General features: G+C 70.1%; 13 protein-coding genes and 1 tRNA gene. 12 read left to right on the top strand and 2 right to left on the bottom strand.

Annotated features, from left to right (window positions below; genetic code table 11):
- Positions 1–35: 35 nt before the first annotated feature.
- From tmk to ACFWJW_RS14595, 4 genes are all read left to right on the top strand, one after another.
- Positions 36–3,368, top strand: coding sequence for a dTMP kinase (gene tmk / locus ACFWJW_RS14610; RefSeq protein ID WP_387239888.1), 3,333 nt, complete (start codon positions 36–38; stop codon positions 3,366–3,368).
- A gap of 238 nt (positions 3,369–3,606) precedes the next feature.
- Entirely contained in the window at positions 3,607–4,857 is a 1,251-nt protein-coding gene (locus tag ACFWJW_RS14605) for a DNA polymerase III subunit delta' (RefSeq protein WP_387239885.1), read from the top strand.
- Between the two features lie 391 nt (positions 4,858–5,248).
- Positions 5,249–6,838, top strand: coding sequence for an alpha/beta hydrolase (locus ACFWJW_RS14600; protein WP_387239882.1), 1,590 nt, complete (start codon positions 5,249–5,251; stop codon positions 6,836–6,838).
- A 103-nt stretch (positions 6,839–6,941) separates the two neighbouring features.
- Positions 6,942–7,015, top strand: a tRNA-Thr gene (locus ACFWJW_RS14595).
- 129 nt (positions 7,016–7,144) lie between these two features.
- Here ACFWJW_RS14595 and ACFWJW_RS14590 read toward each other — a convergent pair.
- Together ACFWJW_RS14590 and ACFWJW_RS14585 are read right to left on the bottom strand one after the other, a co-directional pair.
- A complete protein-coding gene (locus tag ACFWJW_RS14590) occupies positions 7,145–8,803 on the bottom strand; it encodes a tyrosine-type recombinase/integrase (RefSeq protein WP_387239879.1) in 1,659 nt (552 codons plus the stop codon).
- Positions 8,800–9,501, bottom strand: coding sequence for a helix-turn-helix domain-containing protein (locus ACFWJW_RS14585; RefSeq protein WP_387239876.1), 702 nt, complete (start codon positions 9,499–9,501; stop codon positions 8,800–8,802). Before ACFWJW_RS14585 ends, ACFWJW_RS14590 begins: the two co-directional genes overlap by 4 nt.
- A 94-nt stretch (positions 9,502–9,595) precedes the next feature.
- Between ACFWJW_RS14585 and ACFWJW_RS14580 the strand changes: the two genes are divergently transcribed.
- The 8 genes from ACFWJW_RS14580 (at position 9,596) to ACFWJW_RS14545 (ending at position 18,041) form a co-directional block, all read left to right on the top strand.
- Complete coding sequence (locus ACFWJW_RS14580) at positions 9,596–9,826, top strand: hypothetical protein (RefSeq protein WP_168480677.1); 231 nt, start codon at positions 9,596–9,598, stop codon at positions 9,824–9,826.
- Between the two features lie 234 nt (positions 9,827–10,060).
- Positions 10,061–11,374, top strand: coding sequence for a DUF3631 domain-containing protein (locus ACFWJW_RS14575; protein WP_387239873.1), 1,314 nt, complete (start codon positions 10,061–10,063; stop codon positions 11,372–11,374).
- 473 nt (positions 11,375–11,847) lie between these two features.
- Positions 11,848–12,618 (top strand): DUF2637 domain-containing protein, encoded by a 771-nt coding sequence (locus ACFWJW_RS14570; RefSeq protein ID WP_387239870.1) that lies wholly within the window; start codon positions 11,848–11,850, stop codon positions 12,616–12,618.
- Between the two features lie 344 nt (positions 12,619–12,962).
- The gene (locus ACFWJW_RS14565) at positions 12,963–13,523 is read left to right on the top strand and encodes a MobC family plasmid mobilization relaxosome protein (protein WP_168480680.1); all 561 of its coding nucleotides are present in this window, start codon (positions 12,963–12,965) and stop codon (positions 13,521–13,523) included.
- Entirely contained in the window at positions 13,520–15,235 is a 1,716-nt protein-coding gene (locus ACFWJW_RS14560; RefSeq protein ID WP_387239867.1) for a relaxase/mobilization nuclease domain-containing protein, read from the top strand. The genes ACFWJW_RS14565 and ACFWJW_RS14560 overlap by 4 nt, the downstream gene beginning before the upstream one ends.
- A 273-nt stretch (positions 15,236–15,508) precedes the next feature.
- Positions 15,509–15,826, top strand: a complete 318-nt coding sequence (locus tag ACFWJW_RS14555) for a WXG100 family type VII secretion target (RefSeq protein WP_387239864.1) — start codon at positions 15,509–15,511, stop codon at positions 15,824–15,826.
- Positions 15,826–17,133, top strand: a complete 1,308-nt coding sequence (locus tag ACFWJW_RS14550) for a WXG100 family type VII secretion target (protein WP_387239861.1) — start codon at positions 15,826–15,828, stop codon at positions 17,131–17,133. Before ACFWJW_RS14555 ends, ACFWJW_RS14550 begins: the two co-directional genes overlap by 1 nt.
- A 41-nt stretch (positions 17,134–17,174) precedes the next feature.
- Positions 17,175–18,041 carry a hypothetical protein gene (locus ACFWJW_RS14545; RefSeq protein WP_387239858.1) on the top strand — a complete coding sequence of 289 codons (867 nt, stop codon included), beginning with the start codon at positions 17,175–17,177 and terminating at the stop codon, positions 18,039–18,041.
- The last annotated feature ends 68 nt before the right edge of the window (positions 18,042–18,109 follow it).

Raw genomic sequence — 18,109 nt, 5'->3', positions numbered from 1 at the left:
CTCGACGCGCCGCACCGTATCGATAGGCTGGCGAGATGACGCGTGCCGAGCAGCCAACGGTCGTGACCCCCACTTCAGGCGCCCTAGCGGCGGATTCCCGCGAGCGCGCCGTGCGAGCCCTGCTCCGCTTCCCCCCACTGAAGCGACTGTGGAGCGCCCAATTTGTCGGGGGCATCGGCGATGCCCTGTCCATGCTTGTCCTCGTACTGCTCGCCCTACAGGCGGCGCTGTACGTCCCCCTGGGCGGCGAGGCCGCCTTCGGCGGCGGTTATCGGGGAGCCGCCCTCGCGGTCACCGTGGTCTTCGCGGCCCGGATGCTGGCGATGCTGCTCTTCGGAGCCGTCCTGCTGGGCCCGCTGTCCGCGCTCACCGCACCCGCCGGACCCCTGGACCGGCGCTGGACGATGATCGGCGCGGATGTGCTGCGGCTCGCGCTGCTGGTCATCGCCCCCCTCTGGATCGACTGGACGCCGGACAACGCACTGGCCTGGCTGCTGGTCACGGTCTTCGTCACCGGTGTCGCCGAACGCTTCTGGACCGTCGCACGGGAGAGCGCCGCACCCGGGCTGCTGCCCACCCCGCCCCCCGAGGGCGCCGCGGTCCGCCCGCTGCCCGACAACATGGACGCCCTGCGCCGCCTCTCGCTGCGCACCACCTTCGTCTCGCTGCCGATCGCGGCCGCCGTCCTGGTGGTCGGCACGCTCCTCAGCAAGCTGCTGGGCACCGGCATCGACTGGTTCCGGCTGCACCAGGCCGCGCTCGGCTCCTATGTCGCCGCCGGGCTCTTCGCCGCCTCCGTATCGATCCTCTACTTCATCGAGTTCCCCGGTGTGCCGACGCCGCGGCCGCGCTCCCCCCTGGAGGGGCTGCGCCGTCCCAAGGCCGCCGGGCAGCCGGGCCAGGCTGAGAAGGCGGACGGCGGCCCGGCCCGGCCGGCCGCCGACAAGGGCCGCACCGGCGCGATCCCGCTGCTGGTGACCGCCTGCGCCGCGGTGGCGGCGGCCCTCGCCGCGGCCGTCTCGCTCGCAGTCCTGCACGGCTACGACCTGAGCGGCGGCCCGGCCGCCTACGCGCTGCTGGTGCTCGCGCTGACCGGCGGCACGGCCGTCGGCATCCGTGGCGCCCACCGGGTGCTGCCCACGCTCTCCCGGCGCCGGCTGCTCGCCCTCGCGGTGGCCGCCACCGGCCTCGCGCTGCTGGCGATGGGCCTGGTCCCGGACCAGACGACGGTGCTCCTGCTCGCCCTGCTGGCCGGCATCAGTGCCGGGATCGCCGCCAATACGGGGCACGTGCTGCTGGACCAGGAGTCCGAGGAATTCCGTGCCGCCCGCACGACCGAGCATCTGCACGCCGTCGTCCGCCTCTCCATCGCCGTGGCCGCCATCGTCGCGCCGCTTCTGGCGGCCGTCATCGGCCCGCACCACCTCGGCGACGGTGCCTTCAACTTCGCGTACGGCGGCGCCGCCTACACCCTGATGCTGGCCGGGGCGCTGCTGCTGCCGGTCGCCGCGCTGGTGCTCGGCAAGGCCGACGACCGGCAGGGCGTACCGCTGCGGAGCGATCTGTGGGAGGCGCTGCGCGGCGGCGAGCCGGCGCAGGCGCCCGCCCCCACCGGTTTCTTCATCGCCCTGGAAGGCGGCGACGGCGCCGGGAAGTCCACTCAGGTCGAGGCGCTCGCGGAGTGGATCCGCGGCAAGGGCCACGAGGTCGTGGTGACCCGCGAGCCGGGCGCCACCGCGATCGGCAAGCGGCTGCGCTCGATCATCCTGGACGTCTCGACGTCCGGGCTCTCGGACCGTGCCGAGGCGCTGATGTTCGCCGCCGATCGGGCCGAGCACGTCAACAGCGTCATCCGCCCGGCCCTGGAGCGCGGTGCGGTCGTCATCACCGACCGGTACATCGACTCCTCGGTCGCCTACCAGGGCGCCGGGCGCAATCTCGCCCCCACGGAGATCGCCCGGATCTCGCGCTGGGCCACCGACGGCCTGGTGCCGCATCTGACGGTGCTGCTCGACATCTCCCCGGAGACCGCGCGGGAACGCTTCACCGAGGCACCGGACCGGCTGGAGTCCGAGCCCGCCGCCTTCCACGAGCGGGTACGGTCCGGCTTCCTCACACTGGCCGCCGCCGACCCCGCGCGCTATCTGGTCGTCGACGCCGGCCAGGAACCGGAAGCCGTCACCACCGTCGTACGGCACCGCCTCGACCAGGTGCTCCCGCTGTCCGAGACCGAGCTCCAGGCGCAGGCCGAGGCCCGTAAGGCCGCCGAGGAAGAGGCCCGCCGCAAGGCCGAGGAGGAAGCGGCGCGCAAGGCGGAGGAGGAGCGCCTGGAGCGCGAGCGCCAGGAGCAGCTGGCCAAGCTGCGCGCCGAGGAGGAAGAGCGCAAGCGCCGCGAGGCCGAGGAGGCCAGGGCGCGCGAGGAGGCCCGCCAGGCCGAGGAGGCCCGTAAGCGCGCCGAGGAGGCCCGGCAGGCCGCGGAGGCCGAGCGGGCACGCCGCGAGGCGGAGGAACGGGCCCGCCAGGCCGAGCAGGAGCGGCTGCGCAAGCAGCACGAGGAAGAGGCGCGGCTGCGCAAGGAGGCCGAGGAGCGCCGCCTGGAGAAGCAGCGCAAGGCCGAGGCGGCACTGGTGCGCGCCGAGGAGGCGCGGAAGGCGGCCGCCGAGGCGGCCGCGGCGGCGGAGGCCAAGGCCGCGGCCGAGGCGGCGGAGGCGGCCGACGCGCCCACGGCGGAGACCTACGTCGCGGACCTGCGGAAGCGGCTGGGAGGCACGTCCGACGAGGGCTCCGCGTCCGGTTCCGGTTCGGACGGCGAGCGGACCGAGGAGTCCCTGCCGCGGCCCGGAACGCCGGGCGACACGGGCTCCCGTGCGGCGGACGAGACGGCGGTGCTGCCCCCGGTGCGGGACACGCAGGACCCCTGGCACGGCCTGGACACCGGCGCGGACCCGGAGGAGACCGCCGTGCTGCCGCCCGTACGGGACGCCGAGGAGACCGCCGTACTGCCGCCCGTTCGGGACGACGAGGCACGTGGCGAGCACGGGCGGAGCGGTGACCCCGCCGACCGGGTGCCGCCGTGGATGTTCCGCAAGGAGACGCCGGAGGCGGCGGCCGGGAGGAACGGCGCGGCGTCCGTCCCCGCGGAGTCGCGCGCCGAGCGCACCCGCGAACTCCCGCAGATCGACCCGGCGACGGGCCACCCCGTCGAGATCCCGCAGCGCGCCCGCCGCCGCCCCGAATGGGCGGAGGAGACCCCGCTGGATGATCTGCCCACGCTCGCCGACGAGCTGCTGGGCCCGCGCGGGGACGAGGACGCGGACGACGGCAGGGGCGAGGACGGCCGGCGCGGCGGCCGGGGACGGCGCGGCTAGCCGGCCGGGACGCCCCCGTACGAACGGCCGTGGCCGCAGCTTCCCCGCGGCGGCCACGGCCGTTTTCCGCGTCCGGAGGGCGTCGTCCGGCCGTCCGGCGCCGGCTTCCGGATTCGTTTGTCAGTGGGTTGCACCACAATGGGTCGGGCGCGGAGCACTGCGCGGTGTGCGGGGCCGGGCACACCCGCCCTCCGCGCGGCACGGGCAGGACGGAACGGCACAGGAACGGCGGACAGCGATGGCGGTATGGGACGACGTGGTCGGCCAGGACCGGGTGACGGCGCAGCTGGCCGCGGCCGCGCGCGATGCGGACGCCCTGGTCTCCGCGGAGCAGGCGGGGTCGCAGTCGGCGCGCGGTGCGCAGCCGGAGCCGCCGTCCGCTGACCCCGGCGGCGCCTCCCAGATGACGCACGCCTGGCTGTTCACGGGCCCGCCCGGCTCCGGCCGCTCCACCGCGGCCCGCGCCTTCGCCGCCGCCCTCCAGTGCGTCAGCCCGGACCGCGCCCTCGGCGGCGCCCCCGGCTGCGGCTTCTGCGACGGCTGCCACACGGCCCTGATCGGCACCCACGCCGATGTCGAGATCGTCCGTACGGACCTGCTGTCCATCGGCGTCAAGGAGACCCGCGACCTGGTCCGCCGGTCCTCGCTCTCCCCGTCCGGCGGCCGCTGGCAGGTGATCGTCCTGGAGGACGCCGACCGCCTCACCGAAGGCGCCGGCAACGTCCTCCTCAAGGCCGTCGAGGAGCCCGCGCCCCGTACGGTCTGGCTGCTCTGCGCCCCCTCCGTGGAGGACGTCCTCCCCACCATCCGCTCGCGCTGCCGCCTGCTCTCGCTGCGGACGCCCCCGGTCGACGCGGTCGCCGACGTCCTCGTCCGGCGGGACGGCATCGAGCCGGACGCCGCCGGCCGGGCCGCCCGCGCCACCCAGGGGCACATCGGCCGGGCCCGCCGCCTCGCCACCGACGAGCGCGCCCGCGCCCGCCGGGCGGCCGTACTCAAACTCCCGCTCCGCGTCGACGACATCGGCGGCTGCCTCAAGGCCGCCCAGGAGCTGATCGACGCCGCGGGGGAGGACGCCAAGCAGGTCGCGGAGGAGGTCGACACCAAGGAGACCGAGGAACTGCGCGCCGCGCTCGGCGCCGCGGCCGGCACCAACGGACGGCTGCCGCGCGGCACGGCCGGCGCCATGAAGGAACTCCAGGACAAGCAGAAGCGCCGCTCGACCCGTACCCAGCGCGACAGCCTCGACCTGGCCCTGGTCGATCTCACCGGCTTCTACCGCGACGTCCTCGCCCTCCAGATGGGCGCCTCGGTACCCCTCGCCAACGACGAGGTCCGCGACAGCGTCCAGCGCATCGCCACCGCCTCGACCCCCGAACGCACCCTCCGCCGGATAGAAGCCGTCATCGCCTGCCGGGAGGCCCTGGACCGCAATGTGGCCCCCCTCCTCGCGGTCGAGGCGATGACGGTGGCCCTCCGGGCGGGCTGACCGCCCACCCAGCGCGCCGGCTCCTGCCGGCCGTCCGACCTCTACCCAGCGCGCGGCCCCTGCCGGCCGTTCGACTCCATCCACCGCGCCGGTCCCCGCCGGCCGTCCGACCTCCACCCACCCCGCCCCCGCCGGCCCTCCGACCCTTCACTCCAGGAGCCGCACACGCCACGTCCCCGGCCGGATACTCTCCGTGCGAGAGCGCCGCCGACCACCCGCCACCGCCACCCGCCAACCCCGCACGCCACACCACGCCGCGCCACACGACGCCACACCACGACGTCCCCACCACCAGTACGTACGGGCTCCATCGCACCCCACCCCAAGGACCGACACCGCACTCCACACTCCACACCCCATGCTCCAGGGACCGAGACCAAGGGACCGCCCAATGGCCACCAGCCGCCTGCTCCGCACCTCTGCCGCCGCCCTCGCGGCCACCGCTCTGCTGATCTCCGGCTGCTCCTCGGGGAGTTCGTCCCCCGACGGTGACGCGTCCCCGGGCCGCGGAACGGCGGCCGGCGCCCAGCGCCCCGCCGAGGCCGCCTCCCTCACGCCCCTCCCGGCCGCCACCCCGGCCGCGCTGCGCCCGTATTACGACCAGAAGCTGAGCTGGCATCCCTGTGGGGTGGCGGGCTTCGAGTGCGCCACGATGAAGGCGCCCCGCGACTACTCCAAGCCCAGTGCGGACACCGACCTCAAGCTCGCGGTGGCCCGCAAGAAGTCCACCGGTCCCGGTGGCAAGATCGGCTCCCTCCAGGTCAATCCCGGCGGCCCCGGCGCTTCGGCGATCCAGTACCTCCAGCAGTACGCGCCCCAGCCCGCCGCGGTCCGCGCGCGCTACGACATGGTGGCGATGGACCCCCGCGGCGTGGCCCGCAGCGAACCGGTCGAGTGCCTGACCGACAAGCAGATGGACCGCTACACCCAGACCGATGTGACCCCGGACTCACCGGCCGAGGTCAACAAGCTCACCAGCGCCTACCGCAGCTTCGCCAAGGGCTGCGCCGCCCGCGACGGCCAACTGCTCCGCCATGTCTCCACCATCGAGGCCGCCCGTGACATGGACGTGCTGCGCGCCGTCCTGGGCGACAAGAAGATCACCTACGTGGGTGCCTCCTACGGCACTTTCCTCGGCGCGACCTACGCCGGCCTCTACCCGTCCCGCGTCGGCCGGATGGTCCTGGACGGCGCGATGAACCCGGCGCTCGACTCCCGCACCGTCAACCTCAACCAGACCGCCGGCTTCGACACCGCCTTCAGGGCGTTCGCCGCGGACTGCATCAAGCACGAGGACTGCCCGCTCGGCACCAAGAGCGTCGACGACGCCGGCCGGCAGCTCTCCGCCCTCTTCAAGAAGCTGGACGCCCATCCGGTGGCCACGGGCGAGGAGCGCAAGCTCACCGAATCCCTCGCGACCACGGGCGTCATCGCCGCCATGTACGACCAGCGCGCCTGGCCGGTCCTGCGTGAATACCTAGACCAGGCCGAGAACGGCAACGGCCGCGGGCTGCTCACGCTCTCCGACAGCTACTACGAGCGCGACCCGAACGGCACCTACGCCAACCAGATGTACGCCAACCCCGCCGTCAACTGCCTCGACCTCGCCCCGGCCTTCACCGGCCCCAACCAGGTCCGCGCCGCCCTGCCCAGCTTCCGCAAGGCATCCCCGGTCTTCGGCGAAAACTTCGCCTGGGCCGCCCTGAACTGCGCGTACTGGCCGGTCAAGCCCACCGGCACGCCCCAGCGCATCGAGGCCAAGGGCGCCGCCCCGATCCTCGTCGTCGGCACCACCCGCGACCCGGCCACCCCCTACGTCTGGGCCAAGGCCCTCGCCGCCCAGCTCTCCAGCGCCACCCTCCTCACCTACGAGGGCGACGGCCACACCGCCTACGGCCGCGGCAGCACCTGCATCGACAAGACGATCAACAACTACCTCCTCCACGGCTCCGTCCCCCCCAAGGGCAAACACTGCAAGTGACCCACACCACACCCGCCCCCACGCTGCCCCGCCCACCCCTGACCAGCTCATCATCCGGTTACGGAGCACCCCTCCACGATGTGTAGACTGGGCCGCGCACCAGGCCGCCTTAGCTCAGTTGGCCAGAGCAACGCACTCGTAATGCGTAGGTCTCGGGTTCGAATCCCGAAGGCGGCTCCGAGAAAAGGCCAGGTCACATAGCCCGTGACCTGGCCTTTTGCGTTGCTCGGGGCATGACGTGTCGCGCGGCAGCGGTGCCGCGAGATGGCTTGCGTGAGCGATGCGTGAGCGGGGGCGCTCAGAGACCTACTTCTTGGGCTTCCGAAGCTTGGCTTTCTTGTCGGCCTTGGGCTGGGCTTTCGCCTTGTTCTTCGGCTTGCCGCCCTTGCCCTTGCCGGCGTTCTTCGCCGCGGCCTTCTTGGCCTCCTCCTTTCTCGCGGCCTTGCGGGCCGCCTTCTCCGCCTCGGCTTTGCGTTGAAGCGGGACCAGCTTTGCTGTCGCCTCGGCGGCGCTCTTGCCGACCTGGGGCAGGACGCTCTGGTAGATGTCCCGCGTGATGCGGGTGTCACTGTGCCCGAGGGTGTCCGACACGATCTTGATGTCGATGTCGGCGGCCAGCATGAGCGTTGCTGCGCCGTGGCGCAGGTCATGCAGCCGGATCGGCGGGAGGCCGGAGGCGGCGACGAGGCGCTCGAAGAGGTCGGTCACCTTGCCCGGGTGGAGCCAGGAGCCGTCTTCCTGAGTGAAGACGTGGCCGGTCTCGACCCAGGCCGAGCCCCACTCCGCGCGGTCCGCTTCCTGCCGCTCGCGGTGCCGCTTCAGGACTTCGACGGTGTCGTCGTCGAGCGCGACCACGCGATACCCACTGTCCGTCTTGGGATCGGACGCCTCGATCTCCCATCCATCCTGCACGAGTTGGGAGGAGACTGTGAGGGAGTGGGTGTCGAGGTTTGTCTCCGACCACAGCTGCCCGCATGCCTCGCCACGGCGCAGGCCACGGAACGCGATCAGGTGCCACATCGCGTACAGCCGGTCCTCGGCAACGAAGTCGAGGAAGGCGCCGGTCTGCTGGGGTGTCCAGACCATCACCGGCGACGGCTTCTCGCCCGTCTGCTCCCACTTGGCGACCCGCTCGTCCGTCCACACGAGGGCCTTCGGCTTGCGTACGGGATCGATCTCGACGTGGGCGGCCGGGTTGAACGTGATGATCTGCTGCCCGATCGCGTCGTTCAGGGCCGCGCGGAGAGTGGCCTTGACATGCTGACGCGTGGCGGGGCCGGTGATGCGACGGAAGCGCGGCATCTCGTCGATCGCGGCCTTCATCGCCTTGCGGCGGGCACGGTTCTCCACGCCCTTCCACGGTACGGTCGTCAGCTCCTCGATCGCGGCTCGCCGCTGGGCATTATCCTCCAGGGTCTGGGCGTTGGCGTCGCGGATGTCCGTGAACATCTCGCTGAGGTGGCTGACGCGCAGCCGGTCCAGCCGCCGGTTTCCGGTGCGCGGCTTCAAGTGCACGCGAATATCGGTCTCGTAGCGGTTGAGGCCGGACTTGCGTATGCGCTTACCGGCCAGCCACTGGTCGAGCCACTCGCTCACTGTCAGGCTGCCGATGAGATCCTGGCCGGCGTTCAGGCGCCGCCTCGTCTCCTCGACGTCAGGCAGAGGCGACCGCTCGCGGCTGACCTCCGCCAGCATCTCGGCGATGAGTTCTGTGCCCTCGGGGTCGTCCGACTCGGCCAGCCCGAGGAGAGCGCGGACTTGGTCGAGTTCGGCCTGGGCCGACTTGAGGCTGCTGTACCCGCGACGGGCGAACGAGCGTCGACTGCCGTCCTCACGAGGCGAGAGCTCCTGGCGTATGGAGTAGGTGCAGTGGTTCCTGCTGTTGCGCTTGGGGCAGGAGGTGCCGAGTTCCTTGCCGGTCTTCGGGTCGCGGCAGGAGCAGCGGCGATAGGTGGAGCCCTTCAAAGATCATTCTCCTCGGTGATATCGGGATCGCTCCCGGGTGAATCGATTGCGGCGGCAAGGTCGGGCCACAGGAAGGGAGGCGTGACGCCCTCTTCCCGGATGAAGGCGCGGGTCCTGCGCAGGCGGCTCTCGGCATCGTCAGCTGCCTCGGCGGCACGGGCCTGAGCGCGGAGGGCCTCGGCCTTCCGATCGGCGTTCGGGGCGGTCTCGGCGTGGTAGCGCGCGTACTCCTCATCGCGTCGTGCGCTCTGCAGTTGCTCCTCGGCAGCGTGGTGGGCGCGGAAGTAGCGGAGCATGTCGTCGTCCGCGCCGAGTTCGGTGTCCTCCCCGGTGAACCAGTGCAGGGCATTCAGGGTGGAGGTGGGGTGCTGAAGCGGGAGCCGCTGCACGTCGTCGACGTAGCCGACGGGATAGATGAGGCAAATGGGCGGGGTGTTCAGCGCCTTGGCCAGGACCATGACGTCGACCAGGGGCAGGTTGGAACGGCGCCCGGACTCCATGTTGGCGATCACGTTGCGGGGGATCGGGTGGCCGAGCTCCTCGCACTTGTCGGCCAAGTCCTGTGCGCTCCACCCCAGTTCCTTCCGTCGTCTGCGGACCTCGTCGGCCACGGTGGCCATGACCTGGTCCACCCACTCAAGGACGTCGTCCTCGTCGTCGGCCTTCTCATATCCATGGTCGCGACGGTGTTGTGTCATGCAGACACATTAGCTCGCCTAGCGTTGATTCCGTGGCCTGGAGACGGGCGCGATGGTCGCGTTCGCCGAGGGCTCAGTAGTGGGTGGAGTGCGCATGCGCGAGAACGAAGCTGGCGGGCGAGCGAAGGGGATGAGCCGCGAGGAGCTTCTGGAGCTTCCCGCCGCCGTTGACCTGGAGACAGGCAACCGGGCGTTGGGGCTGGGGCGGAGCAAGGGGTACGAGCTCGCCAAGCGTGATCAGTACCCGTGCAAGGTGCTGCGACTCGGCAACGCCTACCGGGTGGTGACGGCGGACCTGTTGGCCCTGCTGGGACTGGCAGCGTGAAGCGGCTGGTGCGCAGCAGGCGCTTCTGCGCTGAGCTGACACAGAAACGCTGGACTGTGGCGTGGCGTGGCCGTACTGTCCGTGGTCGCTCGCGGTACCGCGGCGCCCGCGAGAAGGGGGGAGAGCCTCCGGCGGTGCAACGCCGGAGGCCCCAAGGCTCCCCAGCAATCCCATGAGAACCGACCCGGCGGTAGGGGCGTGCAAGCCCCACACCGCCAGAGGAGGAGCCGCCCAGTGGCACCCGAGAACCGCGAGTCCTATTCCGCCCCCGCCCGAGCGGCCTGGCCCGCCACGGCCATCCCCGGCCAGCCAGGCGCCCACCTGCGCGCAGCGCAGGCCGACAGCACCGCGGCAGACCCGAGCGACGGTGCTGCCGACAGCAGCACCAACGAGGCGGACGCGGCGAGCGGGCTGGAGGCCATACCCGATGCGGAGTCGACAGCTGGCTCGAAGTTGCTGGACGAACTGCGTGCCCAGATAGCGCAGTTCGTGATCCCGCCCGCATCGGAGGCCCTGGACGCCATCACTCTGTGGGTAGCGGCGACGCATCTCCAGCCCGCGTGGCAGCACGCCCCGCGTCTGGCGGTGGTGGGGCCGGCGAAGCGCTGCGGCAAGTCGCGGCTTCTGGACGTGCTGACCGAGACGGTCCACGAGCCGATGTTGACCATCAACACCACACCGGCGGCCATCTTCCGCTCGATCAATGAGGAGGAGCCGCCGACGCTGCTGGTGGACGAGGCCGACACCATCTTCGGCCCGAAGGTGGCGGAGAAGAACGAGGAGACGCGTGGCCTGCTCAACGCCGGTCATCAGCGCGGCCGGTACGTCACCCGGGTCGTCGGCAACGACCACACCCCGCACAAGTTCGCCACCTTCGCCATGGCGGCCATCGCGGGAATCGGGGACCTGCCGGACACGGTCATGGACCGGTCGGTGGTCATCCGCATGCGGCGCCGGGCCGAGGGGGAGAAGGTCAGGCCCTTCCGCTCCCGCCGCGACATCCCCGCCCTGCACGAGATACGCGACCGCATCCACGCATGGGCCATGCCGCTGTTGGAGGAGGCCGCGAACCTGGAGCCGGACATGCCGGTCGAAGACCGCGCCGCCGACACCTGGGAGCCCCTGGTGATCGTCGCCGATCTGGCAGGCGGACGATGGCCCCGGCTGGCGCGGGTCGCCTGCGTGCGGATGGTCACTGCCGAAGTGGCGGCCGAGGAGGACCACCCCAGTGGTGCACGAATCCTCGCCGACATCCGACAGGTCTTCTTCGCCCAGCGTGAGGTGGACAGCCTGTCCACAGGGGACGACCTCCTCCACCACCTACGCCAAGACGCCGAAGCCCCGTGGGCGGAGCGGGGACGTGACGGCCTAACGGCCCGAGAGCTCAGCAGGATGCTGCCCGACTTCGACATTCGGCCCGGCAACGTGCGCATGGCCGACGGAAGGCAGCTCAAGGGCTACATGCGCAACAAGTTCCTCGACGCGTGGCGGCGCTACTGCCCCACCGTGCACCCGGTCGACCCCGGCTCCGCGCCCAGCTCGGGCTGAGCCCCGCCCCTCCGGTTGCCGTCCTTGCCGTCCCTGCCGTGATCCCGCAGGTCAAACGCGGTGAAGGCAAGACGGCAGCCGGGCTCAAGACGGCAACGCGATCACCAACGGCGCGCTGACCGCCAGGACGTCTCCCGCCTCCGTCTTGTGCCGTCCTAGGCGTCCCTGCCGTATCGCCGCAGGTCACAGGAGCTTCGGCCAAGACGGAAGACGGATCCGCCCCGTCCACAGTCACCCCCACGCTCCAACCCGAGGGCGGCGGTGCCGCAATACGTCGGCACCGCCGCCGAGACGGAACGCCAACGCCTGTGCCGTACCTGCTCTGGCCTGCGGTTTCAACGGCCAAGACGGCCAAGACGGACCACGCCACCACCACAGGAGAACCCCGCTTGACCACCCTCGCACCACTCGCCGACCACACCGATCAGGACACCGGTGGGAGCCGCGCTTTTAGGCCAGGAGGGAAGCAGGTGATGACCAAACAGACCGCCGAGCAGTATGCGCTCGTCGCGGCGGGAACCGTCATCGTCGCCCTGACTGCCGGTGGGTTCTGGCTCTCCTACGCGCACCTTGCCGAGGTCGCTGGGCAGCACGGGCTCAAGAGTTCCCCCGTACGCCAATGGGCCTGGCCCGCGACGTTGGATGCGTTCATCGTCGCGGGGGAGTTGCTGATGCTCCGCGCGGGCCTGCGGCGGCTCACTGATGGGTGGGCCATCGCCCTCACGGCCACCGGATCGGTCGGTTCCATCGCGCTGAACGTAGCTGGGGTCAGCGGGGCCGGCGGGCCCGGAGCGAAGCCCCTGCTCGACTATGTGGTCGCTGCCGTACCCCCGACCGCCGCGCTGCTGGCCTTCGGCGTCCTGATGCGGCAGATCCACCAGCTGGTCGACTGGCCGATCGGCCGAATGGGACCGGCGTTGGATGAGGGGCCGGAGTCAGTGACCAATGCTGCTGTCCGTGCCACTGAGCCATCGGCTGGCAGTTCCGCCCGGTCGTCGGAACCTCAGCTCCGGGAATCGGACAGCAAGCCACGTGGGGGCCGCCCAGCTGGGGCCACGGTCGACGAACTCGTGGAGATCGGTCGGATCGCCGCTGCAGAGCAGGGCAAAGCCACCCGAGACATTGTCCAAGAGGCCATACGGGCCAAGGGACTGACGGTCAGCGGGGAACGGCTGACCGAGGTGATGGAAGTCCTTCGACGCGAGCTCGAAGCCGCTTCCGGCACCGGTCCCGATAGGGACTGACCGCTCGCCCCATGGGGTGACCGGAACCCTTCCGGTCACCCCGCCACCGGTCACCGCCCCCTCACCGCTTGGTCATCCACACCTGTGGAGGGGGCCGTGGACCGCCTGGACTCTGCCTGCCCTTCCTCGTCAGCCCGCCTGCCCCACTCGCACCTTCCGGAGAGCCACCCATGACGCACGACCCACACCACGCCGAGGCCACTCACAACGAGCCACGGCTGCTGACGAAGTCCCCTGGAGCGATGGGCCTTTTGCGGCGGGCATTCGGATGGATTGCCCCTGGCGGAGCCAGTAGTACCCCGAGTCCGACTCAAGGCCGGCCTTCGGGGATCTCCGCCCCAGGGGTGGCGGAGACGGCCCAGCGCCAGGGGACGCCGGGCCAAGGGGTCGGGGCCGAGGGTGGCCCCGACCCGGACACGCTCCACGCCATCCAACGCGAGACCCTCCGCCCCGCCCGCGCCGCCGAGAGCGCCACCGGCGAGCCCTCCGTGAAGAACGCCCAGCCCACGATCCGTCGCTTCAGCGGCAACAAGCGCACCGTCCGCGTCGGCCCGCTGCGGTTCACCGACTACGAGCACGCCGGCCTTCAGGAGGCCGCCACCGAGCACGGCTACAAGGGCGAGTCCGGCTTCGCCGCCGATGTCGTCCTGGCCTTCATCACCGGCCGGTTCACTGCCAACCTTCCCCTGTCCGAGGATCGCCGCCGCACGCACATGTTTCGCGCCCAGGTCCTGCGTCAGCTCAACCGCATCGGCGTCAACGTCAACCAGATCGCCCGTGCCCTCAACAGTGACCTCACCCCACCCGACATACGCCACCGCCTCGACGAACTCCACCACCTGCTGGAACTGATAGCCGAGGCCCTGCGCCAGCCTGCCGACCCGGGGGAGGACCTTGCCGCATGATCGCCGCCATCAAGGCGCCCGGCGCCAACACCCGCGGCCTGCTGGCCTACCTCTACGGCCGAGGAACCCACGACGAACACTTCGACCCGCACATCGTGGCCGGCTTCGCGATGCTCGGCATGCCCGACCCCGGCCGCGACGAGACGGCCACCCTCACCGAACTCGCCCGCCACCTCGACGAGCCCGTCCGCCTGCGCAACAGCGAGTTCGGCAAGCCTGTCACCGACCACGTCTGGCACTGCCCCGTCCGCGCAGCACCCGAAGACCGCCACCTCTCCGACACCGAATGGAGCGAGATCGCCCAGCGCGTCGTCGCCGCGGCCGGCATCGCCCCTGCCGGTGATGACCTGGCCTGCCGCTGGATCGCCGTACGCCACGCAGACGACCACATCCACATCCTCGCCACCACCGTCCGCGAAGACGGCCGCCGCCCCAAACTCCACGACAGCGGCATCCGCGTCGGCGACGCATGCCGCGAGATCGAGAAGGACTACGGTCTGCGCCGCCTGAAGAAGGGCGACCGCACCGGCACCCGACGTCCCACCCAGGCCGAAATGCACAAAGCCCAGCGCCTCGGCTGGGAACAGACCAGCAAGGACTGGCTCCAGCACCGCATCCGCGCCGCTATCCCCCACGCCACAAGCGCCGAGGAACTCCTCGCCTACCTCGAAGCCGAGGGCATCCGAGTCAAGGCCAAGCGGGGACCATCCGGCGACCTCCTCGGCTACGCCGTCGGCCGCCCCGGCGACCTCAACAAGGACGACGAACAGATCTTCCACCCCGGCGGAAAGATCGCCCCCGACCTCTCCCTTCCCAAGATCAAGGCCCGCCTCGAATCCAGCCAGCCCGAAGAGCACCCCACCGCCCGCCGCGCCCAGCCCAGCACCCCCTGGCACCGAGCAACTGACGCCCTCGACAGTCTCCACACCGACCTTGCCTACGACGCACGAGCCCAGGCGCACATCACCGCCCTCGGCGAACTGATCGAAGCCACCGCCCAGACAGCGCCCACCGACCTGCGCGCTGAACTCCAAGCCGCCTCGAAGGCGTTCGCACGGGCCCAGCGCTCCCAGATCCGGGCAGAAGACCGAGCTGCCCATACTCTGCGTAACGCGGCCCGCGACATCGCCCACACCGCCACCGGCCCCGACGGCAGCTCCCTCGCCGCCCTGGTCGCAGCGCTCGTCTGGGCCGCAATCGTCGCGGGACGCTGGCATGAGGCCAAGGGCCACGCCCACCAAGCCGATGCCGCCCGCCAAGCCCTCCAGCACCTTCGGACCGCCGCCGACCGCGCTCTCACCCCGGAACTCACAGACCTCGTGCAACGCCAGCCGAAGGAGGAGACCCGCCGCACCCTGGCCAGCGACGTAGGAGCCGCCATCCCCGACCACGCCGCGCGGATCCTCACCGACACCGGCTGGCCGGCCCTCGCCACCGTCCTCGCCGACGCCCAAGCCCGCGGTCACAAACCCCACCAACTCCTCAAGGAAGCAGCCGCCCAGCGCGAACTGGCCACCGCTCGCCAACCCGCCCGAGTCCTGATCACCCGCATCCAGCACACCGGACGCAACCCCATCCCCAACCGCCGTGCCGCAGCAGCCCGCCTCCGCACCACGACCGCGGCTCCACACCCGCCCCTCGGGCCCGACTTCGCCCAGCCAACGGCGGCAACTACGGCACCAGCCGAGCAGCAGCGCCGCCCGCGTCGCTAGCTGTCCAACACGCCGCTGCACGACCGTGGCTCTGCTGCGGTCGTGCAGCGAGCGGTTGGACGTGCGCTCGGCGAATCGCCCCCTGCTGGAACCCGCCTGGTAGGGGGCTGCGGTCTTGCCCTGCCACTACTCGGGCAGCGTCATACCGTGGCTGAAACCCGCTCCCACCAGGGCGATTGTCAGTGCCGTATGCGAGGGTCGCTATCTGTGAGCCGACGCATTGTCGGCGGCTCGCGACGGGTTACGAGTACACGGCCAACGGGGAGGCACGGCATGGCTGGCGACGGCTTTGACATAGACACCGACCAACTCAAGTCCGCCGCTCCAACGTTCCATCGAGAGTCTGTTGCCCTGGAACGGGCGACAACCAAGCTTCGCCACACACTGAGCGGGCTGGGGGAGCCGTGGGGCGGTGACGAGCAGGGCAAAAAGTTCGAGCACGCCTACGCCCCACATCAGGCACAGATCGCGAAGGCAGCCGCAGCCCTGGTCAAGGGCCTGTCCAGCATCACCAAAGCCATGAACGACATGGCCGCCAACCACGAAGACGCCGACCACTCGGCCAAATCCGGCTTCGAGGGCGGTAAGTAGTGGGCGCCGCCGACAAGGCCAAGGAGATCGTCCAGGACCTCACCGGCATGTGGTGGCCGGAGGGCGACGAGGACGAACTCCGGGAAGCCGCCCGTGCTTGGCGTACGTACGCGGACGACGTCGAGGACTGCACTGCTGCCTGCCACAAGAAGGCCCAGGACGTCATCGACAACAACAAGGGCAAGTCAATCGATGCGTTCGGGGAGTTCTGGCGCAAGTACCACGGCGGCGGCAAGGGCTACCTCGACGACGTGGCCAGCGCCGCCCGCGACATGGCCAAGGCCCTGGACAAGTACGCGGACCAGGTCGCCGAGGCCAAGAAGAAGATCGAGCACGAGCTGGAGATCGCCGGCGCGGTTCTGGTCGTCGGTACGGCCCTGGCCGTCTTCACCGGCGGTATCACCGAGCTCGCGGCAGTCGGCGCCACCGAAGCGATCGTCGCCGCAGCGAGTACGGCGGGCATCGCCGTTTCTGCCACCGTCACCGAGATCGCCGGAACGGTCCTGGCCACTGCCGCCATCGGCGGCATCGAAGCCATCACCGTCGACGTGGTCGTCGCCCAGGGCGGCCGCAACCTTCTGGGGGACCAGAAGGGCATCAACCTAGATGAGATCAAGCAGGCCGGAGCCACTGGGGTCTTGCTGGGGGGCGCCCTGGGCGGCGCGGGCCGCGCCGCGAAGGCTATAGGCGACGCTGGCGGCTTCAAGAACGCTTTCGGCAAGATGAAGCTGGATGTGGGTGGCCCGCGCCTCGTGATGGCCGGCGAGGGGCCAGTCGGCCCTGTCGGCCCGACCGGGCGCCCCTTGATGCGCAACACAGAGGGCAGCGGTGGGGGAGCCTCCGGAACTCCCAAGGCCAGTGGCTGGGAAACCTTAGGCAATATAAAGGGACCTGCGGCCGGGAAAACACTCAAGCGGCCAAACGATCGGCATACCATTGGTGGCGCAGGTCGAGCGGGTAAGAACATCAAAGAAGAGAACACCATCATCCTCCCGGGATATTCTCAGGAGGTCGAGAAGGATATCGCCGGCATCGCTGAAGGGAAGGCGACCTGGCTGCCGGACGGTGAGCGTTATGAGATCAACGGTCGCACTTACGGTGTCCATGAGAACGGGACCGTATACCCTGCCAAGGGTCCAGGGTTTGTGGAAATGGACCGGAATGAGTATGCGGCGCTATCGCAGATCGTAAAGGCTAAGGGGGATCTCTCGGCGGCTCCGCAACTGACGCGTAACCCTCGCTTCGTCAACAACCCGGAAGTCGTCGAAAAGGCCATGGCCATCTACAACGGGACTTACACACCATGACGTATAATCTTTTCCTCGTTGATAGCTGTGACCCGGGCGTCATGGCTGAAGCTCTCGCTGCGATCTTCCGAGTTCAATTGAGAGAAGTGGATGTTGCCGACGCTGATGGCGATCAAGAGGACCGCAACTGGGATGCCCTGGCGTCCTGCGAATACTCGCGCGTCCTGGGCAACGTGTCGCTATCCCTGGATATCTACGCTCAGGACTCGGTGGGGCAGCAGCCTCCAGAAGCCGAATTCTCCGCAGCGCTCGCGAGCATGCTTGGCACGTCCGTCTTGTACCCTCCTCAGGAGAGCGCCATGAGCGCTCACTGGTTGGTTACCCCAGAGGGGCTGACAACACGGGCCCGGCTGAGCGAGTCAGACGATGACGAGCCAGCATTCACAGTCACAGCCGTTGAGGCATTTGTTGATGGTTTGCCGGATGTTCCTGTGATGAACCTTCCGGAAGTAGTGCGTGAGCAGAAGATTGCTACACCTCTGGCCGATTCATTTGCGGAATCCCTCCAGTCGCTGAAGGGGGCCGGCGGCGAAGCGGATGGTTTGACCATCACAGCTGAGGTTGCCGAGGTGGCACGCATCGCCAAGTCATACCTGGGGGCGTGGGAGAAGCTATCTCGACGCGCCGAGAATGACTGGGAGCCATCTGGTTGGTACCCCGTGGACTTCTACCGGGAAGTGCTCGGATATCGCGATGACATCGAAGGGTATCTGCGCCAACTCCCGGAGAACGTGGCCACGCTGTACAAGCGCTACCTCGACAAGGTTGACAGCCTCTATCAAGAGTTGACGGTCGACGACGAAGAACACGTCATCGTCGATGGCCATGATGAGCCGACAGCTGGTTCGGCGCAGAAGGCTTGGTGGTGGTATCGCCGCCCCGAGCCCATGCCTTGGTCCAGGGGATGACGCCGAGCGCCTCCGTGGATCTGCTGACCCGATAGGAGGTAGGCCGAACGCGGTGCTGATGCATCGGC

Origin of the sequence: Streptomyces sp. NPDC127097 (assembly GCF_042724075.1) — a bacterium.
GTDB lineage: Bacteria > Actinomycetota > Actinomycetes > Streptomycetales > Streptomycetaceae > Streptomyces.
The sequence above is the reverse complement of the archived record's forward strand: the minus strand, read 5'-3'. Positions and strand labels throughout refer to the sequence as shown.

Excerpts from the sequence above, each read along its gene's own strand:
- tmk (WP_387239888.1), top strand. The coding sequence starts at position 36 with ATGACGCGTGCCGAGCAGCCAACGGTCGTGACCCCCACTTCAGGCGCC.
- ACFWJW_RS14605 (WP_387239885.1), top strand. The coding sequence starts at position 3,607 with ATGGCGGTATGGGACGACGTGGTCGGCCAGGACCGGGTGACGGCGCAG.
- ACFWJW_RS14600 (WP_387239882.1), top strand. The coding sequence starts at position 5,249 with ATGGCCACCAGCCGCCTGCTCCGCACCTCTGCCGCCGCCCTCGCGGCC.
- ACFWJW_RS14585 (WP_387239876.1), bottom strand. The coding sequence starts at position 9,501 with ATGACACAACACCGTCGCGACCATGGATATGAGAAGGCCGACGACGAG.
- ACFWJW_RS14580 (WP_168480677.1), top strand. The coding sequence starts at position 9,596 with ATGCGCGAGAACGAAGCTGGCGGGCGAGCGAAGGGGATGAGCCGCGAG.
- ACFWJW_RS14570 (WP_387239870.1), top strand. The coding sequence starts at position 11,848 with ATGACCAAACAGACCGCCGAGCAGTATGCGCTCGTCGCGGCGGGAACC.
- ACFWJW_RS14560 (WP_387239867.1), top strand. The coding sequence starts at position 13,520 with ATGATCGCCGCCATCAAGGCGCCCGGCGCCAACACCCGCGGCCTGCTG.
- ACFWJW_RS14555 (WP_387239864.1), top strand. The coding sequence starts at position 15,509 with ATGGCTGGCGACGGCTTTGACATAGACACCGACCAACTCAAGTCCGCC.
- ACFWJW_RS14545 (WP_387239858.1), top strand. The coding sequence starts at position 17,175 with ATGGCTGAAGCTCTCGCTGCGATCTTCCGAGTTCAATTGAGAGAAGTG.